Genomic DNA, 20001 nt, shown 5'->3' with positions numbered 1-20001 from the left:
GCGCTATTCAGTGCGTAAGGCCTGCATGGGCTCAACGCCCGCGGCACGCCGGGCAGGCAATGCGGCGGCCACACAAAGCATAACTACAGTGAGAATGACAGCTCCGCATAGCGTCAGCGGATCAAAGGTGGAGACTCCATACAACTGACTGCGGAAGAGACGGCCAAGAGCAATGAGCGAAGGAAGAGCGACTGCGGTAGCTACGGCCGCAATGATCGCCATTTCGCGAACGACGAGCAGAACGATGACGGATCGCGATGAGCCGAGCGCGAGGCGAACCCCGATTTCGCGGGTGCGCTGCTCGGTGGAATATGCAAGCACGCCGTAAAGCCCTACTGCGGCTAGGATCAGGGCGAGTCCGGCAAAGCCGACAGCGAGAAAGGCCAGTGCGCGTTCATCGGCCGCGCTGCGCTGGACTTGCGCTTCCATGGTGCGCAATCCGTCGACGACCAGGGCCGGGTCAAGCTGATGGATGGTCTGGCGGATAGCTCCCTCGATGCTTGCAGGCGGAGCCGACGATCGCACGTAGATGGCAACGCCGCCAGGATGCTTCATCTGTGCGTACGCTTGATAGACCGTAGGGCCGAGCGGCGTGCGCAGATCGGTGTGGCGAATGTCGCCTACGACACCGACGATGGTGATATTGAAATTCGGCTTGTCGCTCGAGCCTTCCGTTATAAGGCGTCCGACAGCATTCTGCGGCGTTCCGAAGAAGCGCTTGGCGAATGCGAGATTGACGATTGCGACTTCTGGTTGGCCTTTTGCATCTGCGGCGGTGAATTCACGGCCAACGAGAATGGGCTGATGAATGGTGGCGAAGTACCCGGGCGTGATGCGCGGCTCCTCGAAATTCATGCGCTCATCTTCAGTCGGCTTATAGCCCTGGATCGAGTAATTGGAAGTTTCGGTATCGCCCACGAGTTCGGGATCGGTATTGGCCGCGACAGAAACAACGCCGGGAAGGCGACGCAGCGATTCGATAGAGCTATTGACGATTTCTGGGATGGGTTCTCCGCCATATCCGGAGTTAGCGGGATCGAGCGAGAAGACTGCAAGGTTTGCAGTTTCAAATCCGAGCGACTGGTGACGGAGATTATCGAGTGTACGCAGAAAGAGTCCGGCGCCGCCGAGCAACATGACGCTGAGCGCGATCTGCGCGCCGACGGCGAATTTGCGGAAGCGCTGAGAATCGCGCGAAAGAGTCCCGGTGTTTTGCCGCATGGTTCCGGCCAGATTGGGGCGGATGAAATGGAAAACCGGGGCAATGCTGAAGAACAACGTTGTCAGAACGGAAATCCCCAACGTGAAGAGCAGCACGCGAATATCGACCGAGGCGGAGTATGGTTCCGCTCCTGGATCGGAGTTGGTGAGAATGCGCACCAGTGCGGTTGCGACCACGGGCGCCAGAAGAATTCCGGCGATCGCGCCGGTCAGGCCGAGCACGCCGCCCTCGATCATCAATTGCGAGAAGATGCGGCTGCGGTTTGCGCCGAGTGCGTAGCGCATTGACATTTCACAGGCGCGATTGGCAGCCCGTAACAGGAGCAGGGTCGCGACATTGATGGCGCAGAGAACGACGAGCAGGCAGGCCATGCTCATCAAGATCACGAGCGGTTTCTGGAGATCGATGCGGTTGGGATTGAAACCCTTGGAGTCGTCGAGGACGCGAATGGTGGATAGGTCGACAAACCGTTTATGGAATCTCTCTGAGGTGGACTTGAACGACGCGAATTCTTCGGCGCGCAAAGATCGCCAGAGGGGGCCCATGCTTGCTTCGGCCTGCTGGCGGGTGACTCCGGGCTTGAGGCGCGCGACGAGTGTGAGCCACGTGGAACGATGATTTGTCAGGTCATCGATGGGCGCGCGCCAGGGAATCGCGTAGTCGATCATGGTCGTGGGCACAAACACGCTGGGGCGATAGCCGCCGATCGCGGAATCGAAGCCAGGAGGCGCGACACCGATGATGGTGAACGAGTGGCCGTTGATGAGAATCGTCTGGCCGATCACGTCGCGCGCGGAACCAAGGTGGGTGCGCCAGTAGTTGTAGCTGAGCACGGTTACGGGATTGGCATCTTTAGCCGTTTCGTCTTCGTGCGAGAATAGGCGGCCGGCGGCCGGCTTTAGGCCGAGCAACTGGAAGTAATTACCGGAGACAACTTCGCCGTCGTTGTTTTCTGCCTGGTTGTGCCAGGAGAGGCCCACCTGAGCTTTATCGGCTGCGAGGATTCCGCTGAAGACCTGGTTCCGATCGCGCAGGTCCTTATACATGGGATAGGAGAAGTAGTTGACATGGCCTTCGCTGTCGCCGCCGAAGCTGCTCATGGAGCCGTTGAAGGCTCCGCTCCACTCGAAGCGAACCAGTTCCTGCGGGTGTTGGACGGGAAGCATGCGCAGCAGGACCTGATCGAAGAGGGTGAAGACGGCTGCATTTGCGCCGATGCCGAGGGCAAGTGTCAGCACCACGGTGATGGTGAATCCGGGCGACTTGCGCAATTGGCGAAGAGCGTAACGAAGATCCTGCACGAACGAATTCATTGTGACCTCTCCTTATTCAGTACGCAGGGCCTGCATGGGATCAATGGAAGCTGCGCGGCGTGCGGGGAGCCACGCTGCGAGAGTAATAGCGATAGCCAGCACGGCGAGCGCATAGATGATTGAGAGCGTGTCGAGCGGACGCACGCCGAAGAGCATCGAGGTTTCTAGTCGGGTGGCGCCGAGGGCAAGAACGATGCCGAGTGCGAGGCCGATGCATGCCATGCGGGCCGTATCGCGAAGGATGAGCAGGGCGGTAGTTTCGCGGGAAGCGCCGAGAGCCATGCGAATGCCGATCTCGCGCCGCCGCTGGTTGACGCGGAAGGCGAGGAATCCGTAGAGGCCAACGATGGTGAGCGCAAGGCCGATAAAGCCCAAAGCGGTTACCAGTTCGGCCATCATCTGATAGTTGCCTGCGGAATAACGGATCAGTTCGGGCAGCGAGGTGACCATCATGGGGTCGAGCAACGGGTTGATATGAATAAGCACCTGCCGCGTTGACCGCGCCAGGCTCATGGCGTTTTGTTTTGTTGCGAGCGCAAAGGTGATCTCGCCCATATGAGACAGGTGAAACGGCATGTAGATGTAGGGCTCGGGGATCTCGCCAACTTGATTGATGGGAGCATCTTCCGTGACTCCAATAATGCGCGCCGCGGTATTTGGCAGAGACCCGTCGCTATAGCCGACAAGTTCTATTGTTTGGCCGATAGGATCATGACCCGGCCAGTATTTTTGCGCCATGGAATGGTTGATCAGAATTGCGGCCGGACCGGGCTGATCGTCAGACGGCGCGAAGCCCCGACCACGAAGGATGCGCGTACCGATGACGTCGAGAAAGCCGGGGCTGACGGCGTTGTACTTGATCTCAATGGGATCGCGCAGCTCAGGGTGGCCCGGGAGCATTGCCTTTAGCGCGATGCCGCCTTCGGAGAGGCTGAGCGGGGCGCGAATCGCATAGGCCACGCGATCGACACCTGGCATCGCCTCCATCCGCTGGATGACTTCATCGCGCATGGGAGCGTCGGGCTCCTGAGTCCATGCGAGAAGAACTTGTCCGCGCGTGAGACCGATGGACTGCGTGCGAGTATTGATAAAGCTCCGCACCAGCGCGCTGGTCGAGATAAGCAACGCAAATGAAACAGCGATCTGCAACCAGATCGCGGCACGGCGAAGAATAGGCGTCCTAGCCTCGGTTCTGGTGGTGGACGCTGATTGCAGGACGGGCAGCAACTCTGCCCTTGCGACCTGGCTTAACGGGACCAGTGCAAGCAGCAGCAACGTAAACACAGAAAGCATTGCCGCAAACGAGAAGACCCTCCAATCCAATTGGAAGTTTGTCGACGTGTCACCAATCGCGACTAACATGGCGGGCTCGCTGACCAGCAGCCTCGGCAAAAACTTTGCAATCGCCCCGGCAACCGTCAGACCCGCGGCCAATCCGAAAACGCCGAGCAGCAGATTCTCGATCAGCAACTGCCGCGCGACCGTGCGACGATGCGCGCCCAGCGAGAGATGCAGGGCAACTTCGGGCGAGCGTGCCAGCGCCCGCGCCAGCATAATTTGCGCGAGGTTGAGTGTCCCCAATAAAACGACGCATCCGACGATGACGAAGAGCACGACTCCGGTTGTTCCCGCCCGCTCCATTCGATAAGAAAGATCGCTGACGGCACGCGCACTGCGCCCTTGCTCGTCCTTCGGATCGGACGCCGAGAGAGTTTCGGCAGTGGCCCTAACCTGCTCATTGACTTGAGAAAGCGTCGCACCCGGCGCGAGACGGCCAAGCAGCTTGAACCAGCGGAATTCGTGCGAGGTCAACTCATCTGCGCGAGCGACAGCAGCCCAGGTCTCCACGGGCATCCACAGGTCGCGGTCCATACCGTTGTCGATCTCACGGAACGACGGAGGCAGCACGCCCCAGATGTCCACCTGGGTGCGATGATGCTCCCCACGCATGATGGAGAGCTGGCGTCCGACAATGTGGGGATCCCCGGCGAACTCGCGCTGCCAGAAGCCGTAGCCCAGCAGCACGCCGGGGTGGGTGCGGAGTTGCGCAGCATCGGATGGTTTGAAAATGCGACCCAGCAGAGGATGGACACCGAGGCCATCAAAGAAATTAGCGGTCACGACATTGGTCAGCAACAGCTCCGCCGTGCCATCAGGACGTTGGATCATGCTGCCGCGGCGGCCTAGGGCGACCAGGGTTTTGAGAGCCGTCGTCCGCGCGGCCAGAGTCCGATAGTCAGAGTAAGTGAAGTACGTGTCCACGCCTTCCTCGGCGCTGGAAACCTGCCGAGTGGTGGCAAAGATGCGAACTAGTTCGCCTGGGTGCGGAACATGAAGAGGATGAAGCCAGAGGCCGTCGATGAGGCAGAAGATGGCGGAACTGGCGCCGATGCCGAGAGCGAGCGTGAGCACGGCGGTGAATGCGAATCCGGGTGCACGCCGCAACTGACGGAATGCGTAGCGCATGTCGTTAGCCAGTCTGTTCATCTCGCTCGCCCGCCTTTCTGCTACTCAATGCGCAAAGCGCGTCTGCTAGTCGATGCGCAGAGCACGCATGGGTTCAATGGATGAGGCACGTCGCGCGGGGATGAACCCGGCAGCGACGGCACAGAGGACAAGCATAAGAGGCGCACCTGCGAGCGCCCAAGGATCGTAGCTGGCCACGCCATAGAGAAGGCTTTTCATCAGGTAGCCTGCGTAGAGAGAAGCGGGAATGCCCAGGCACAGGCCAATCAGCACCTGCCAGAGCGCGCCGCGCATTACCATGGCCAGGACGCTTGAACGCGTAGCGCCCAGGGCCATGCGAATGCCGATTTCGCTGGTGCGCCGGACGACGAAGTAGGACATGACACCATAGAGTCCCACCGATGCGAGAATGAGCGCCACGATGCCGAACAGGGTTGTGAGGCGGGCGACCAGCCGATCCTGCGTGAAATTGTTCGCGACCTGCGTGTCAAACTTGCGAAGATCCACGACCGTCATATTCGGATCGATGGATGCCAGCGTCCGGCGCAAAAGCTCGTCGGCGTTCTGCTCGGGCCTGCGGAAATTGACGATGATGGCGTCGATAAACATCGACTGCGTTTCGCCGGTTGCGATTGCGTCAATAAACGACGGCGGCGCTCCGGGTCCGGTCCATGTCTTGTAACCGTTGTAATACTGCGCAAGGGGCCGCAGAAACACGGGGCGCGGCTCGCTACGCGGATTGTTCATCTTGAAATCGTGAAAAACGCCGACAATTTCAAACGCGCCGGAATACTGCGGCAGATCGATACCGAAGTGTTTGCCGATGGGGTCTTGATTGGGATAAAAGCGTTTGACGAATTCCTGGTTGACGATCGCGACCGGCTGCGTGGCCTGCGTGTCCTGGTCGGAGAGATCGCGGCCGTGAATGATGGGCACGCCGATCGATTGAAGAAGGTGCGGGCTGACCCGGTCCCACGTGGATCCACATTTGTCGTTGGGTCCCGGTGCAGGGTGGCCCTGCTGAATGACACACTCGCCCCAGTTATCGCCCTCAAGCGGACTGTAGAGAGCCATGCCGATATTGGCGACTCCCGGCAACGACGAGAAGCGGTCTTCGATCTGGCGGTAGAGCGCTGGAAGCCGATCTTCGGTATAGCCGGCCCCGGCCGGATCAACGTGCATGACGTAACGGTTTGCTGTGGTGACACCGAAGTTCTGATGTTCCAGGTTATTGAGTGACTTGGTCATCAGGATTGCACCGGCCAGCAGCACAAGTGAAAGCGCAGCCTGAAAGACAACCAGCGCGCGTTGCGGAAACGCGGAACGATCGCGCGTCGACCGATTAACTCCGCGCAGAACTTCGGCTGGCTGCGCATGCGATGACAGCCATGCCGGCGCGAATCCGAACGCTACGCCGGTGATCAACGAAATCAGGAAGGCAAATCCGAGCACAGCGAGCGACGGGCTGGCATTAATTGGGAGGTTGTGAGCATCGGGGAAAGCAAGGGCCAGAATCGTCCGCGATCCCTCATAAGCTACAGCAAGACCTGCGAGTCCACCGAGGCAACTAAGCAGGACGCTCTCGGTGACGATCTGACGGATCACGCGAGAGCGACCGGCACCAAGAGCCATCCGAACGGCGATGTCGCCGCGATGAGTAGTGCTGCGCGCGAGGACCAAGTTCGCAATATTCGCGCAGGCGATCAGAAGCACGACTGAAGAAAGGATCATGAGCATCTTGAGCCCGCGGCCGGTTTCCTGCTGCATGCTCTGAATGCCGCCACCCCCGGGAACGATGGTCACGTGCTGTTTGGGAATGATGGCCGAGCCGCCGTGATCGGTATAGGCAGTGCGTGTAGAGAGCCAATTGCGCAGGGCAGCGGAGAGCTTCTGTTGAAGAGCAGCAACATTGGTACCGGGCCGGACTCGACCCAGTGGATAAAGCCAGTTTTGCTCGGGATGATGAAGGATGGAACTCTCGCCACGTGCGTAGGGCTCCCGGTTTACAGGCAACCAGAAATCGGGAGGGTTTTCGGATACGCGGTCGCCGAAGAAGGACGGCGGGGCAATACCGATGACGGTGAACGGATGCGCCTGGATGGAGACGACCTGGCCGACAATGGATGAATCGGCGCCGAACTCATTTTGCCAGGAGCGGAAGCTTAGCACGACCACCGGCGAAGACGTCGCACGATCATCGGTGTCGCTGAAGACTCTGCCTGCGTAGGAGCCGACTCCAAGCGTGGAAAAGTAATTTCCGGTGACGAACTCCCCACGCAGTTCTCGCGGAAGAGCGTTGCCGCGGCGCACGCTCCATTGACCCTGGCCGGCTTGCACAGCGGCAAGCGATTCAAACTCAGGAGCATTTTCCTTCAATTGCCGATAGAGATCGTAGGAGAAGATATCGAAGTCGCCGTTCTCTCCGACGAATCCGCCGTTGACGCAGCAATCGTCGGTGTCGCCGATACGATAGAGCAGGGCAGGATCGGCAACAGGAAGCGAACGCAGCAGAATGCCTTGTACCAGCGTGAAGATCGCGGTGTTGGCGCCGATGCCAAGCGCGAGCGTGATGATTGCGGTGGCCGCGAATCCAGGAGACTTGCGCAACTGACGCAGTGCGAGGCGAATATCCTGCATCGTGTTGTTGAACATTTGATTCATCGCGATTCAGCTCCGTTGGGTTGAGGGTCTGGATCGTGCCTTATTCGTTTCTGAGCGCCTGCATCGGCTGAATGCTGGCAGCGCGACGCGCAGGCATGAAACCAGCGATCAGCACCGTGATGATCAACGCGAAAGCCGCACCGCTGAAGCTCACGGGATCAAAGGGAGCGACGTTGAACAGCATGGAGCGCAGAAGGCGCACCGCAGCAATCGAACCGAGACCGCCTGCGACAAGCCCAATGAGAATGACGCCTGCACTTCCCTGCAAGACCAGCCGGAAGATTCCCTGACGCGATGAACCGAGAGCCATACGTAAAGCAAACTCACGATTGCGTTCGATCACCGAGTAGGCCATCACCGCATACAGCCCCATCATGGCGACAAGCACGCTGCAGATGGCGTAAACGCCCAACAATTCCGCGGGAATGCGCGACATCTGATATTGCGCGCCGGTAATGTTTTCGAGTGTGCGAACGTTCTCGAGGGGAAGAGACGAATCGAGATCGCTGACGGCCTTGCGCAGTTGCGATACTACGGAATCCGCGCCGGCACGAGTATGAATGGCGATGATGGCGAAACCGTATCCAGACCTTCCCTGAAGCAATGGAAGGAAGACGACAGGGTTGGGATCCGTATTGTCGGGGCTGTGATAGGCGTAGTCATGCACGATACCGACGATTTGACGCTGGATCTTGTCCACAACAATACTGCTGCCGAGTGCATTTCCCTTGGGCCAGTAGCGGTGGGCCATCGACTCGTTGATGACAGCTACCCTGGGGGCGGCGTCATCGTCGGATGAAGCAAAATCGCGGCCCTGCTGCAGCTGAATTCCCACAGTTCGAAAGAAGTTGGGGCCATCGAAGTCAGTCACCACCGAGTTGTCCTCGCCTTTGCCGGGAACGTAACCGGGAATGCTGAAGGCGCGGGTGTTGCCGGAGCCCCAGTCGCCCATCGGGAGATGCGTTGTAACCGTGGCCAAAGAGACACCGGATGAGTTCTGCAGACGATCGAGAAGCTGGGTAAGGAAGCGACGCGCGCGATCGTCTTTGTAGCCAGCCCTGGAAAGATCGATGACCGCGGTAAGCGTATTGGTTCGATCGAATCCGGTGGGGCGATTAAAGATATTGAGTGCAGAGCGCGTGAGCAGACCACAGCAGGCGAGCACGATGAAGCAGATGCCCAACTGAACGCCGAGCAGTAACCTCTGGCCGATTCTCTTGCGGCTCGATCCGGCCACCGTCGGACTTCCCTCATGCAGGGCTTCCCGCTGAGAAACGCGAAGAGACTGGCGAACTGGGTACATGCCGCAAATCAAAGTGATGGCGATGGCGACGGCGGCGACGAACGTGATGATGCGCCAGTCGCTGTGCAGATTGAAGGTGAGCGGCATGCCGAAGTCGGGTAGCAGGACATAAAGAGACCTGGAGATCCCCACATTCACAGCCCATCCGACAAGGGCACCGGAAACCGCCAGCAGACTGGTCTCGATAAATACCTGGGAAGCGATGCGGGCGGGCTTTGCGCCAAGAGCGGTACGGATCGCGATTTCGCGACGGCGTCGTGCTGCGTGCTGGCCAAGCAGAGAAGCGATGTTGATGCAAACCAGCAGCATTAGCAGGCAGGAGGCACCCACCAGCACAGGAAGTACCTGGCCGATTACGGAAAATAATCCGCGCTGGAAATGCGCGGAGTCGTAAAGGTTCAGATCCCAGCTGTTGTATTGGTTGTTGTGCTGCGCGAGAGCAAAAGACCGTGCCAGGGTGTGGATTTCAGCCTTGGCAGTGGAGTCGGTGACACCGGGACGCAGGCGAACTACGACTTGGAGCCCCGTATGCAGCAACGGATCAGGGGGTGCGTCGGCGGAGAGGTCGCGTAAGGAGGAAAGCGGCACCCATGCAGCTTCAGCGAGGCCGCCGAAGATGCCCGCGAATTCCCTGGGCGCGACAGCGACGACGGTGAAGACATGCCGATTGATGGAAACGGGGCGACCGATAACGGAGGGGTCTGCGCTAAATCGGTCGCGCCATAACGCATCAGAAAGGACGATCGCGTCCATCGAACCATAGGCGCGGTCGTTGGCCGTCGGTTGAAAGAAGGTGCCGAGTTCCGGTTTGACTCCCAGCATCTGGAAGTAATTCGACGAGACGGTCCCGGCGGGAATCGCCTGCGGTTGCATATTCGGTAAAGCAAGGTTGAGCGGAGCAAAGTTGAAGGCAGCCGCATCGCTGAAAGAGCGCGACTGCTGACGCAGGTATTGCAGCTGATCGTAGTGGACAGAGTAGCCGTTGCTGCCGAGCACGGTCGCTGAAACAAAGCGCAGCGCTCCCGCATCCCGCACCTGCGGCCAGGGATTGAACAAAACCGCATTGGTCCACGTTGCTACCGTGGTCAAGGCGCCAATGCCCAGCGCCAGTGTCAGCACGGCTGTCAGCGTAAAGCCAGGCGACATGCGCAGCTGGCGTACAGCGTATCGCAAGTCCTGGCCAAACACTTTAGGCCTCCACTTCTTCCGTGAGTTTCTTGAGCTCGTCTTCCGATACGACCTTGCCGTCGAAGAGATGCACTTCACGCTCGGCATGCTTGGCAAAACGCGGATCGTGCGTCACCATGCAGATGGTTGAACCTTCGCGGTGCAGGTCGGCAAGCAGATGCATGACGGCTTCGCCGTTTTTCGAGTCGAGGTTTCCGGTAGGCTCATCGGCCAGCAGGATCGAAGGAGATCCAGCCAGTGCGCGGGCTACGGCGACACGCTGCTGTTGACCGCCGGAGAGCTGTGCGGGATAGTGCCGCATGCGGTGCGCCATGTTGACGCGTTCCAGGGCTTCCTTGACGCGCTTCTTGCGCTCCGCCGACGGCATTCCGGCGCGATAGGTAAGCGGCAGCTCGACGTTTTCTTCCACGGTGAGATCGCCGATCAGGTTAAAACTCTGGAAGATGAAGCCGATCTCCTGGTTGCGAATGCGCGAGCGCTCGCCGAAACTCAGATTCTCAACAGGCTTGTTGTTGAGCAGATATTTGCCGCCCGTGGGTGTATCCAGCAGACCAAGGATGGATAGCAGCGTGGATTTGCCGCAGCCCGACGGGCCGGACATTGCCACGTACTCTCCACGCGAGATGGTGAGGTGAATGCCAGAGAGCGCATGGGTTTCCACTTCATCGGTGTAGAAGACTTTGGTCAGGTCTTCAATGTCAATCAGCTTGTCGTTTGCCATCCAATCCCCCTCGTGAATTCAGTTGTCAGTTATCAGTTGTCAGCGATCAGAAATGATTGTCAATCCTGATTTCTGGCCGGTCCCTGAAGATTGCTACCGATTCGCCCGGCAATTACTCGAGACGAATACGATCTACGGCGTCGTAGCGCGACATGTCGGAAAGAATTACGGTATCGCCTTCCTTCAAACCGTCGAGCACCTGGATGCTGTTCACACTTGCTTTGCCTACCTTCACCTGAACACGTTCGGCTGTCTTGTGGTCCGGAGACTCCTTGAACAGACTCAGCGTCGAGTTTTCATTGCCCAGCGCAGGGCGGCCAACGTACAGCACGTCGTGCAAATGTTCCAGGTCGATGGTTCCATCCACACTCAACCCCTTCACGGCACCCGCAGGAAGAGGCCCATCCAGTTGTACGTCAACGGTGCGGGTTCCGTTCAATACGGCAGGATCAATTCTGGCGACATGGCCCGGAACGACTCCGTTATGCGTATCGATGGAAGCGGGCAGTCCGATTTGGATGTCGCGCGCCTGGGTTTCAGCGATCTGGAGAGCTGCCTTCAATTTGCCCAGCTGCACGACCTCGGCAAGTGAGGTGCCAGCGGTGACATGGGTGCCGACTGACATGGGGACCGGGAGGGGGTCGACTTCGCCGGCGATGGCAGCCCGCACTTCGAGTGCATCAGTCTGCTTCTGATAGAGCGCCATCAGCGTCTTCGCCTGGTCGATCTTGGACTGCGAGGACGCAAGCTGCACTTGGATATTCTTCTCGTTGACATCGAGCTGCTGCAGGCTGAGCTTGTGCTGCGCGGCAAGCTGGTCGGCGGTATTTTTCGACTTGTCGTAAGCAATCCCGGCAATTACGCCGAGCTTCAATAGTTGTTCGTCGGTCTTAGCCTGTATCTGGTCCTGGGAGTCTTCGGCGTTCACCTGCGCGGCCGCGATCTTTTTGTCCATCAGGGTGCTTTGCAGCTGCGCCTCCTGGGCCTTGTAATCGGACTCGGCCTGCTTTACCTGCAGCTTGGCGTCGAGCAGCTTCTGTTCGAGTTCCGGGGCTGAGAGATCCATCAAAATGGTATCCGGCTTCACGATGGTGCCGGGCAGCACGCGGATGCGCACGACGGTAGCGTCAGTGAGCGCCGGGATGAGCTCGATCGAATCTTCGCGGGGAACAAGCGTGCCTGTTGAACCGTGCACCTGGCGGGTAAAATCTCCGCGCTTCACGGTGTCTGGCCAAATGGTTGACGCATCGACCGTGGGAGCTGCCGGCTTGAGCCGGGAAACCAGTACCACCGCAATCGTAAGGACAACCACCCCAATGCCGGCCCAAATGTAGAGGCGGCGCCGTTTTTGTTTCTTCAAGTCTGGCCGTGCGATATCCATCACCCCTGGATGGGAGCACTTGCCATGCCAAAGGCGGCGAGCGTCTAGCTATTCGAATTAAACGGGTTATGCATCCTAAGACTCTGAAGCAATGGGAGTTGAAGTGACCGGTAGCGGCGCGGATTGTCCGATATCGGACAGTTCCAGATCGCACGCCAAATCACGTCACAGCGATTCGATGGCCAAGGCCACGGCGCTGCCGCCACCCAGGCACAGTGAAGCGATGCCCCGTTTGGCGCCGCGGTCAGCCATGGCGTAGATGAGCTTGACTAAGACGGCTGCGCCGCTGGCGCCGATGGGGTGGCCTAGGGCTATTGCTCCGCCGTTCACGTTGACGCGGGCCGGATCGAGGCCAAGTTCGCGGATCACGGCGAGGGCCTGCACACTGAATGCTTCGTTCAGCTCAAATAGATCGACAGAGTCGAGGGACCAGCCCGCTTTGGAGACGACTTTACGCACGGCGTCGATCGGCGCGAGTGAGAACCACTCTGGCGCCAGGCCGGCCTGGGACTGGGCGCGAATGATGACCATGGGCTTCAAGTCCAGTTCCGCAGCCTGGTCGGCGCTGGTGACAACCACTGCGGCGGCGCCGTCGCTGACGCCAGGCGCGTTGCCGGCAGTTACGGTACCACCCGGTTTGAAAGCAGGCTTGAGTTTCGCGAGCACTTCGGCGGTGGTGTCGGGGCGAATGGCTTCGTCGGCATCGAAGGCGCGCGGAGGTTCTCCCTTTTGGGCAGATGGAACTTCAACGGGTAGGATCTGCGCGCGGAAGCGTCCTGCGGCGGTCGCAGCGGCGGCGCGGCGATGCGATTCTGCGGCGAAGGCGTCCTGATCTTCGCGGGTGATGTGGTACTTTTCTGCCACCATTTCAGCGGCAGCGCCCATGTGGAACTGGTTGTATACGTCCCATAGACCGTCGTGAATCATGGCGTCTACCAGGACGCCGTTGCCCATGCGATAGCCATTCCGCGCCTGGGGCAGCAGGTAGGGCGCGTTTGACATCGACTCCATGCCGCCGGCCGCGACGATCTCGGAGTCCCCTGCTTGAATGGCCTGGGCGGCAAGCGAAACGGCGCGCAGGCCCGATCCGCAGACCTGGTTTACGGTAAGCGCACCCACTTCAGGGGGAAGGCCGGCAAAGATGGCGGCCTGGCGCGCAGGGCTCTGGCCGACACCGGCCTGCAGGACGCAGCCCATGATGGTCTCGTCCACCTTCGCAGGTTCAACCCCAGCTCGCCTCACTGCCTCGCGCACCACCAGTGCGCCGAGTTTCGGCGCCGTGTAGGACTGCAATGAGCCCTGGAATTTTCCGATCGGCGTACGAACTGCTGAGACGATTACTACTTCTTTCATCTTTCTACCCCTGAGTAATAAAACTTGAGACCACCCATATTACGATGACATTCATTCGATGCGCTCGTCGACCCGGTTTTCGGTACTCGCCGCCACTATCCATTGCTGGCGAACCCGCTGCGGTGACACATAAAATAGCTTTGACTTAAATACATCGCATTTCGCAAACGACGGGGTGATGGATTGCCGCAATTGAATGGTGCTGACATTCCGGTAGGACAGAACAAGCGCGTGCAGTGGGCGCAGGGGTTCGTACTCGTCGTTCTCTTCACGGCTTCGGTCTTTTTTGCTCTTCGCCTGGACGGTGTCACGGACACAGATGTGTGGTGGCAAATGGCCATTGGGCGCTGGATCGTGGAACACGGAGCAATTCCGCGCACCGAGCTGTTCTCAGCCGTTGGCGCCGGTAAGCCTTTTGAAGCGTATAGCTGGCTTTTCGATCTGGTCGTTTTCTGGTTTTATCAAAAGCTGGGGTTGATTGGAATTGTCGTATACAGCTGCGCAATGACCGTCTCCATCGCAGCGGCCGTTCATCACCTCGTTCGGCGGCTGAACTCCTGGTTCTTGCTGGGAATTGGTATGACGTTTCTGGTCGTGTTCACGATTGGGCGCCTTTACTCTCCGCGACCATGGTTGGCCAGCATTCTCTTTTTCACCCTTGAACTCGACATTCTCATGCAAGCGCGCAAGACACGCGACAGCCGCGAGTTGCTGTGGCTGCCGATCATTTTCGTCTTTTGGGCAAATATCCATATTCAATTTGTCGATGGGCTGGTGGTGCTGGGGATTGCACTCGCCGAAGCTCTTCTGGCGACGCGGTGGTCGGCAATTCAAACAAAGCTCCAGGCCGCAAAGATGATCTGGGTTTTCCTGGGCTGCATCGTCGCGACGCTGATAAATCCGTATGGGCTGAAGATCTACAAAGTCGCTTACGATCTTGTCTCGCAGGGCGCCTCGCTTCCACAACTCCCTGAGCTTTCAGCCATCTCGTTTCGAAGCTTGGACGACTGGTGCGTTTTGTTCCTTGCTTTATCGGGAGCTGTGGTATTGGCACGCGTGGGCCGGCCTTCGTTTTTCGAAGTGGTCCTCCTTGCGTTTTCGATCTTGGTTTCGTTCCGCTCGCAACGGGATATTTGGGTGCTGGCGATTGCGGGTGCAGCCATAATCGCCGCGGGATTAACTCAAAGCCATGGAGACCCGTTTCAGTTGAAGGCCTCAGCAATTCCATTCGTGGTTTCGGCTTCGGTAGCATTTGCATGGCTCGCGTTCTTCGCAAAGGGAATCAATAACTCCGAATTGCAGGAGAAACTCAGTAGCTCGTTGCCCGTTCAAGCTGTCGAAACCATCAAGCAGCAAGGCTGGGTAGGACCGCTCTTCAATGACTATGGTTGGGGCGGTTATCTGATCTGGTCGTTAAAGAAGCCGGTGAGCATGTACGGCAGGAATACTGTGTACGGTGTCGAGAACGTGCTTCGCTCAAACGCGACATGGAACGGTTTAGGCGGCTGGGACTCGGATCCGGAGCTTCTTGAAGCAAACCTGATCGTCGCCTCTAGCGGCGCGCCGCTTATTCAGTTGCTGCGCCTGCAGCCGTGTCTCCAATTGGCATACCGCGACAAAGTTGCTGAAGTTTTTGTGTCACGCAGTTCATCAGCCATAGATGCCGCTTCATCCACAACCTCTTTTTGCACAGCGAAGCAAACCGCGGCGTATCGCCCGCGATGATTAACTCCGAAGCTAAATCCGGCCCGCAATGCGAAGTTCATTGATCTCCATATCTGTGAAGACACGGGAGCGGATGAGGAAGCGCACCCCCTCGGGGTTGTCGAGCGAAAACTGGCCCCCGCGGCCCGGCACCACGTCGAGAAGAAGCTGAGTGTGCTTCCAGTATTCGAACTGGCTGCGGCTCATGTAGAAGGGTTCGCCGTCGACCTCGCCGAGTTGCACATCGGAGTCGCCGACCATGAACTCTCCGCGTGGGTAGCACATCGGGGAGCTGCCGTCGCAGCAGCCCCCCGATTGGTGGAACATCAGCGGCCCGTGCTTCTGGCGCAGGACGCGGATGAGGTGGACGGCAAGGTCGGTGGCCTCGACCTGTTTGAGTAATTCAGACATGCTTCTCCACTACTTAGAAGAAGCCGAGCTTCTTCGGGCTGTAGCTGACCAGCATGTTTTTGGTCTGCTGGTAGTGATCGAGCATCATGCTGTGGGTTTCGCGGCCAATGCCGGATTGCTTGTAACCGCCAAAAGCGGCGTGGGCAGGATAGGCGTGGTAGCAATTGACCCAGACGCGCCCGGCCTGGATGCCGCGGCCGAGGTGATAGATGCGGTCGGCATCACGCGTCCAGAGGCCTGCGCCGAGTCCATAGAGCGTGTCGTTGGCAATCTCGAGCGCATCGGCTTCTGTCTTGAAGGTGGTGACCGAGACGACGGGGCCGAAGATCTCTTCCTGGAAGATGCGCATCTTGTTGTGGCCCTTGAAAACCGTCGGCTGCACATAGAATCCGCTTTCCAGTTCGCCGCCGAGATGCGCGCGATCGCCGCCGGCCAGCACTTCTGCGCCTTCCTTTTTGCCGATATCGATGTAGCTGAGGATCTTTTCAAGCTGCTCCGTCGATACCTGGGCGCCGATCATGGTGTCGCTGTCGAGCGGATTGGCCTGCTTGATGGCTGCCACGCGCTTCAGTGCCCGCTCCATGAATTTGTCGTAGATGCTTTCCTGGATGAGGGCGCGGCTGGGGCAGGTGCAGACCTCGCCCTGGTTGAGCGCGAACATCACAAAGCCTTCGATGGCCTTGTCGAAAAAATCGTCGTCCTCGTTGCATACATCGGCAAAGAAGATATTGGGCGATTTGCCGCCGAGTTCCAGCGTGACGGGAATGAGGTTCTGGCTGGCATACTGCATGATCAGGCGGCCGGTTGTGGTTTCGCCGGTGAAGGCGATCTTGGCCACGCGCGAACTTGAGGCCAGTGGCTTGCCGGCTTCGAGGCCGAAGCCATTCACGATATTGAGCACGCCTGGAGGCAGGATGTCGGCGCAGAGCTCAGCCCAGACGAGAATGCTGGCAGGGGTCTGCTCTGCGGGTTTGAGTACCACGCAATTGCCGGCGGCGATGGCCGGGGCGAGCTTCCATGTCGCCATCAGGATCGGGAAGTTCCACGGGATAATCTGACCGACCACACCGAGCGGCTCGTGAAAGTGGTAGGCGACCGTATCGTGATCGATCTCGGAGATGGTGCCTTCCTGCGCGCGGATGCAGCCGGCAAAGTAGCGCCAGTGGTCGATGGCGAGGGGAAGGTCGGCGTTCACTGTTTCGCGGATCGGCTTGCCGTTGTCCCAGGTTTCGGCCAGCGCCAGGAGGTCGAGGTTATCTTCCATGCGCTGGGCAATCTTGTTCATCAGGATGGCGCGGTGTGTAGGACTGGTATGGCCCCAACTCTCGCGGGCGGCGTGCGCTGCGTCGAGGGCCCGCTCAATATCCTGCGCGGTGGAGCGGGGAATCTCGCAGAATGTCTTGCCGGTGATCGGAGTTACGTTCTCGAAATACTGGCCGGAAGCGGGCTCAACCCACTTGCCGCCAATGTAATTGCCATAGCGAGGGCGGAAGCTCACCTTGTCGCTGAGCTTGCCCGGAATCGGTTCTGTCATGGTCGCCATCGAAGTTCCTCCGGGGATAGGCCGCGCGAAATCGGTGGGGGCGCGCGGCGCAGGAATCATACTCCCGCGGGTGCACGGATGGGGAGTTCGCCATTTATGAAGAATTGCGTAAGACTGCGAGTCCAGATCTGGGAAGACTTCGGGGACGCTCTCAGTCGAATAAGCCGGAACAACTTCATTCGGACGGAAGCAAAACCATTGGGCTCGAAGTTACTTAGAGGGAGTTGAGGTTACGGAATGGCGGCAACATGCCTCACGAAGGTACTGCGCAAGCAGCCTCCCCAACCGGCTGAGGAAATCGATGAGCCCATTGACATTGCACTGTTTTGAGGGCTTCCGATAGGCGCGAAGCGCTTCCTGAAGCCGTCTCCGAATTGCCAAGGACCAAACCTTGGTTACCGGAAGTTACTCGCAAAACGTGACTTGCAACGGCTGCCGGGTAACACATCTGCGGTCACCGCAAGGGGATGCCATCGACACCTTCTTGTCATTGTGGGTGATATCAGACCGCATTATGGTTGCACTCACGGCTGCAACTTTCAGGTCAAGTCCGCCGAATTCGACAAGGAACTCATCAAGATAGTGTTGCAACTGAATCAGGCAGTTATCAGAAAAAAGGCAAACAAGGCCCGAAATTGAATGAGTTTGCCAGAAAAAAGGAGACAGTCCCTTGACTAAATCATTTGTGGCTTTCCGCCGATCCCCTTCCGCCAGGTTCTCCGTTTGCAAGTTTCGCACCAAGGTTGGCTCACATTGTGAGGGCAGTGCACTGGTCGAAATGGGTATCGCGCTGCCTATGATCCTGCTCCTCATGACCGGCATCTTCTCCTTCTCGATTGCCTTGTACCAGAAGCTCCAGCTTGCCGAGTCAGTGAGCAATGCAGGCCGCATACTGGCGGTGGACCGAGGCGACAGCGATCCCTGCCAGACTGCAACCTCCGCGATTTACGCTGCGGCGCAAGGGTTGAGCAAGAGCGATATCTCCCTTACGTACGTTCTTGGCGGTGTCAATTATGGCGCGAATGTGACCTCATGTCCCGGTTCAAGCGGTGCGGCGAACGCAAATATGACGGCCGGCGGCGCAGCCCAGATCATCGCGACCTATCCCTGCTCACTCCAGGTTTACGGCGTCAAATATGGGAGTTGCAACATGGCAAGCCAGATCACGGAGGTTGTGCAATGAACGATCCTGTGAACTCATTCCTGAGCCACCTCCACAGGGACGAGTCCGGGCAAGTGCTGCCCTGGATGGTCTTCCTGATGGTGCTCTTCGGCGGCATGGCCGGAATTACGGTTGATCTTGGGCATGCCTATGTGTGCCATCGCGAGTTGCAGAGTTCGACCGACGCGGCGGCACTGGCGGGCGCTTATGCCATGACGCTATCGGGAGCGACAACGGCCTCGGTGACAAGCCAGGTCAATGCCACGAGTTCGTTAACCAATGGCAGCAATGCGAATCCTAATCTGACCAACATCACAGTGACTCCGACGTTTCGATGCGTGACGGATTCGAGCATCGTCGAGGCGCCGTGCTCCGCTTCGCCTACAGGCTACAACGTTCTTCAGGTCGTGCAGACTTCGGTCGTGCCGACCTACTTCATTCGTGTGCTCTCAGTTTTGGGGGTCAACGCTGCACAGGCCATCCCAATCAACGCGGTGGCAACTGCGACCCCACTGAGCGGAAAGAACACTCAGGTCAACGTAGCCATGGTGGTTGACACCACGGCTTCGATGGGACAGCGGGACACAGACGTCAATTGCAACAATACGAGGATCCATTGCGCTCTGAATGGAGTGCAAACGCTGCTGGGTCATCTCACGCCATGCACGGCATCGAGCACCAAGACCAATTGCACCGCGTTCGACCAGGTAAGCTTGTTTACGTTTCCCAATGTAATTGCCAGCACAGCTTCCAACGACACGACCTGCCCGTCCGGCAACCCGACGACTGCGCCGTATTCCACTCCGACGCCGGGTGCAAGTTGGACCGCACCCACCGGGGCCTCGGCTACTTACCAGATCAGCGACTACCTTTCCGACTACAGCTCGAACAATCAGAAAGGCGGAAGCCTGAATAGCTCGTCGTCGTTAGGGATTGCAACCGGCGCTTCCGGCTCAAGGAACTGCACTGGCATGCAGACCCCAGGGGGCGAAGGGACTTATTATGCCGGCGTGATCTACGCGGCGCAGTCCTCGCTGGATGCAGCGGCTGCCGCCAATCCGGGCTCAGAGAACATCATGATCATCCTGAGCGACGGAGACGCCAACAGCTCGAGTATTTCCGGCGGGAAGCACTCAGGAAATGTATATGGATCGCTCGATGACCAGTGCCAGCAGGCAATCTCCGCGGCTCAGTACGCTACCGCACAGGGCACCACGGTTTATACGATCGCATATGGGGCCTCTTCGTCCGGCTGTTCTACCGACAAGTCAGGTCCGCTAGCAGGGGTCTCCGCCTGCACAACCATGAAGGATATGGCGAGCGTTCCGGGTGACTTCTATTCCGACGCGACAGCCTCGGCGTACACCGGAGAGTGTGACTCAGCAAACAGCTATTCGCTGGACTCGATCTTCACCAGCATCGCGGCGAAATTCACGAATGCCCGGCTGGTTCCCAACGGCATTACATAGAACCAGGATGTTTCCTGGGGTACGGGGCCGGAGATCACGAATCTCTGGCCCGAGTTTTATGACTGCCATATTCCGCATTGAAGATAGGGTCTTGAGCGAGCGCG

The 20001-nt window shown here is 58.6% G+C and carries 12 protein-coding genes; 3 read left to right on the top strand and 9 right to left on the bottom strand.

What is annotated here, in order from left to right:
* Positions 1-3: 3 nt before the first annotated feature.
* From WCA10_RS01120 to WCA10_RS01090, 7 genes are all read right to left on the bottom strand, one after another.
* Positions 4-2535, bottom strand: a complete 2532-nt coding sequence (locus tag WCA10_RS01120; RefSeq protein WP_472820636.1) for an ABC transporter permease — start codon at positions 2533-2535, stop codon at positions 4-6.
* A 12-nt stretch (positions 2536-2547) separates the two neighbouring features.
* The gene (locus WCA10_RS01115) at positions 2548-5022 is read right to left on the bottom strand and encodes an ADOP family duplicated permease (RefSeq protein WP_472820635.1); all 2475 of its coding nucleotides are present in this window, start codon (positions 5020-5022) and stop codon (positions 2548-2550) included.
* 45 nt (positions 5023-5067) lie between these two features.
* On the bottom strand, positions 5068-7662 hold the full coding sequence (locus WCA10_RS01110; protein WP_472820634.1) for an ABC transporter permease: 2595 nt from the start codon (positions 7660-7662) through the stop codon (positions 5068-5070).
* 40 nt (positions 7663-7702) lie between these two features.
* Positions 7703-10153, bottom strand: a complete 2451-nt coding sequence (locus tag WCA10_RS01105) for an ABC transporter permease (protein ID WP_472820633.1) — start codon at positions 10151-10153, stop codon at positions 7703-7705.
* Between the two features lies 1 nt (position 10154).
* Positions 10155-10874, bottom strand: coding sequence for an ABC transporter ATP-binding protein (locus WCA10_RS01100; RefSeq protein ID WP_348264820.1), 720 nt, complete (start codon positions 10872-10874; stop codon positions 10155-10157).
* Between the two features lie 112 nt (positions 10875-10986).
* On the bottom strand, positions 10987-12234 hold the full coding sequence (locus WCA10_RS01095; RefSeq protein WP_472820632.1) for an efflux RND transporter periplasmic adaptor subunit: 1248 nt from the start codon (positions 12232-12234) through the stop codon (positions 10987-10989).
* Between the two features lie 186 nt (positions 12235-12420).
* Positions 12421-13608 carry an acetyl-CoA C-acetyltransferase gene (locus WCA10_RS01090; protein WP_472820631.1) on the bottom strand — a complete coding sequence of 396 codons (1188 nt, stop codon included), beginning with the start codon at positions 13606-13608 and terminating at the stop codon, positions 12421-12423.
* A gap of 192 nt (positions 13609-13800) precedes the next feature.
* Here WCA10_RS01090 and WCA10_RS01085 point away from each other — a divergent pair, with 192 nt between their 5' ends.
* Complete coding sequence (locus tag WCA10_RS01085; RefSeq protein WP_472820630.1) at positions 13801-15333, top strand: hypothetical protein; 1533 nt, start codon at positions 13801-13803, stop codon at positions 15331-15333.
* A 12-nt stretch (positions 15334-15345) separates the two neighbouring features.
* Here WCA10_RS01085 and WCA10_RS01080 read toward each other — a convergent pair whose 3' ends face one another.
* Positions 15346-15723 carry a DUF779 domain-containing protein gene (locus WCA10_RS01080; RefSeq protein ID WP_472820629.1) on the bottom strand — a complete coding sequence of 126 codons (378 nt, stop codon included), beginning with the start codon at positions 15721-15723 and terminating at the stop codon, positions 15346-15348.
* A 13-nt stretch (positions 15724-15736) separates the two neighbouring features.
* Positions 15737-17266, bottom strand: coding sequence for an aldehyde dehydrogenase (adh, locus tag WCA10_RS01075; protein WP_472820628.1), 1530 nt, complete (start codon positions 17264-17266; stop codon positions 15737-15739).
* Between the two features lie 685 nt (positions 17267-17951).
* Between adh and WCA10_RS01070 the strand changes: the two genes are divergently transcribed.
* The gene (locus WCA10_RS01070) at positions 17952-18449 is read left to right on the top strand and encodes a TadE/TadG family type IV pilus assembly protein (protein ID WP_472820681.1); all 498 of its coding nucleotides are present in this window, start codon (positions 17952-17954) and stop codon (positions 18447-18449) included.
* Entirely contained in the window at positions 18446-19897 is a 1452-nt protein-coding gene (locus WCA10_RS01065) for a vWA domain-containing protein (RefSeq protein WP_472820627.1), read from the top strand. Before WCA10_RS01070 ends, WCA10_RS01065 begins: the two co-directional genes overlap by 4 nt.
* Positions 19898-20001: the final 104 nt, after the last annotated feature.

Source organism: Occallatibacter sp., from assembly GCF_049582745.1.
Lineage (GTDB): Bacteria > Acidobacteriota > Terriglobia > Terriglobales > Acidobacteriaceae > Telmatobacter.
Note: the sequence above shows the minus strand (reverse complement) of the source record. Positions and strands in the feature narration are given on the sequence as shown.

What these genes read in the sequence shown, in the direction of transcription:
- WCA10_RS01065 (WP_472820627.1), top strand. Translation starts at nt 18,446, where the DNA reads ATGAACGATCCTGTGAACTCATTCCTGAGCCACCTCCACAGGGACGAG.
- WCA10_RS01120 (WP_472820636.1), bottom strand. Translation starts at nt 2,535, where the DNA reads ATGAATTCGTTCGTGCAGGATCTTCGTTACGCTCTTCGCCAATTGCGC.
- WCA10_RS01090 (WP_472820631.1), bottom strand. Translation starts at nt 13,608, where the DNA reads ATGAAAGAAGTAGTAATCGTCTCAGCAGTTCGTACGCCGATCGGAAAA.
- WCA10_RS01115 (WP_472820635.1), bottom strand. Translation starts at nt 5,022, where the DNA reads ATGAACAGACTGGCTAACGACATGCGCTACGCATTCCGTCAGTTGCGG.
- WCA10_RS01080 (WP_472820629.1), bottom strand. Translation starts at nt 15,723, where the DNA reads ATGTCTGAATTACTCAAACAGGTCGAGGCCACCGACCTTGCCGTCCAC.
- adh (WP_472820628.1), bottom strand. Translation starts at nt 17,266, where the DNA reads ATGGCGACCATGACAGAACCGATTCCGGGCAAGCTCAGCGACAAGGTG.
- WCA10_RS01110 (WP_472820634.1), bottom strand. Translation starts at nt 7,662, where the DNA reads ATGAATCAAATGTTCAACAACACGATGCAGGATATTCGCCTCGCACTG.
- WCA10_RS01100 (WP_348264820.1), bottom strand. Translation starts at nt 10,874, where the DNA reads ATGGCAAACGACAAGCTGATTGACATTGAAGACCTGACCAAAGTCTTC.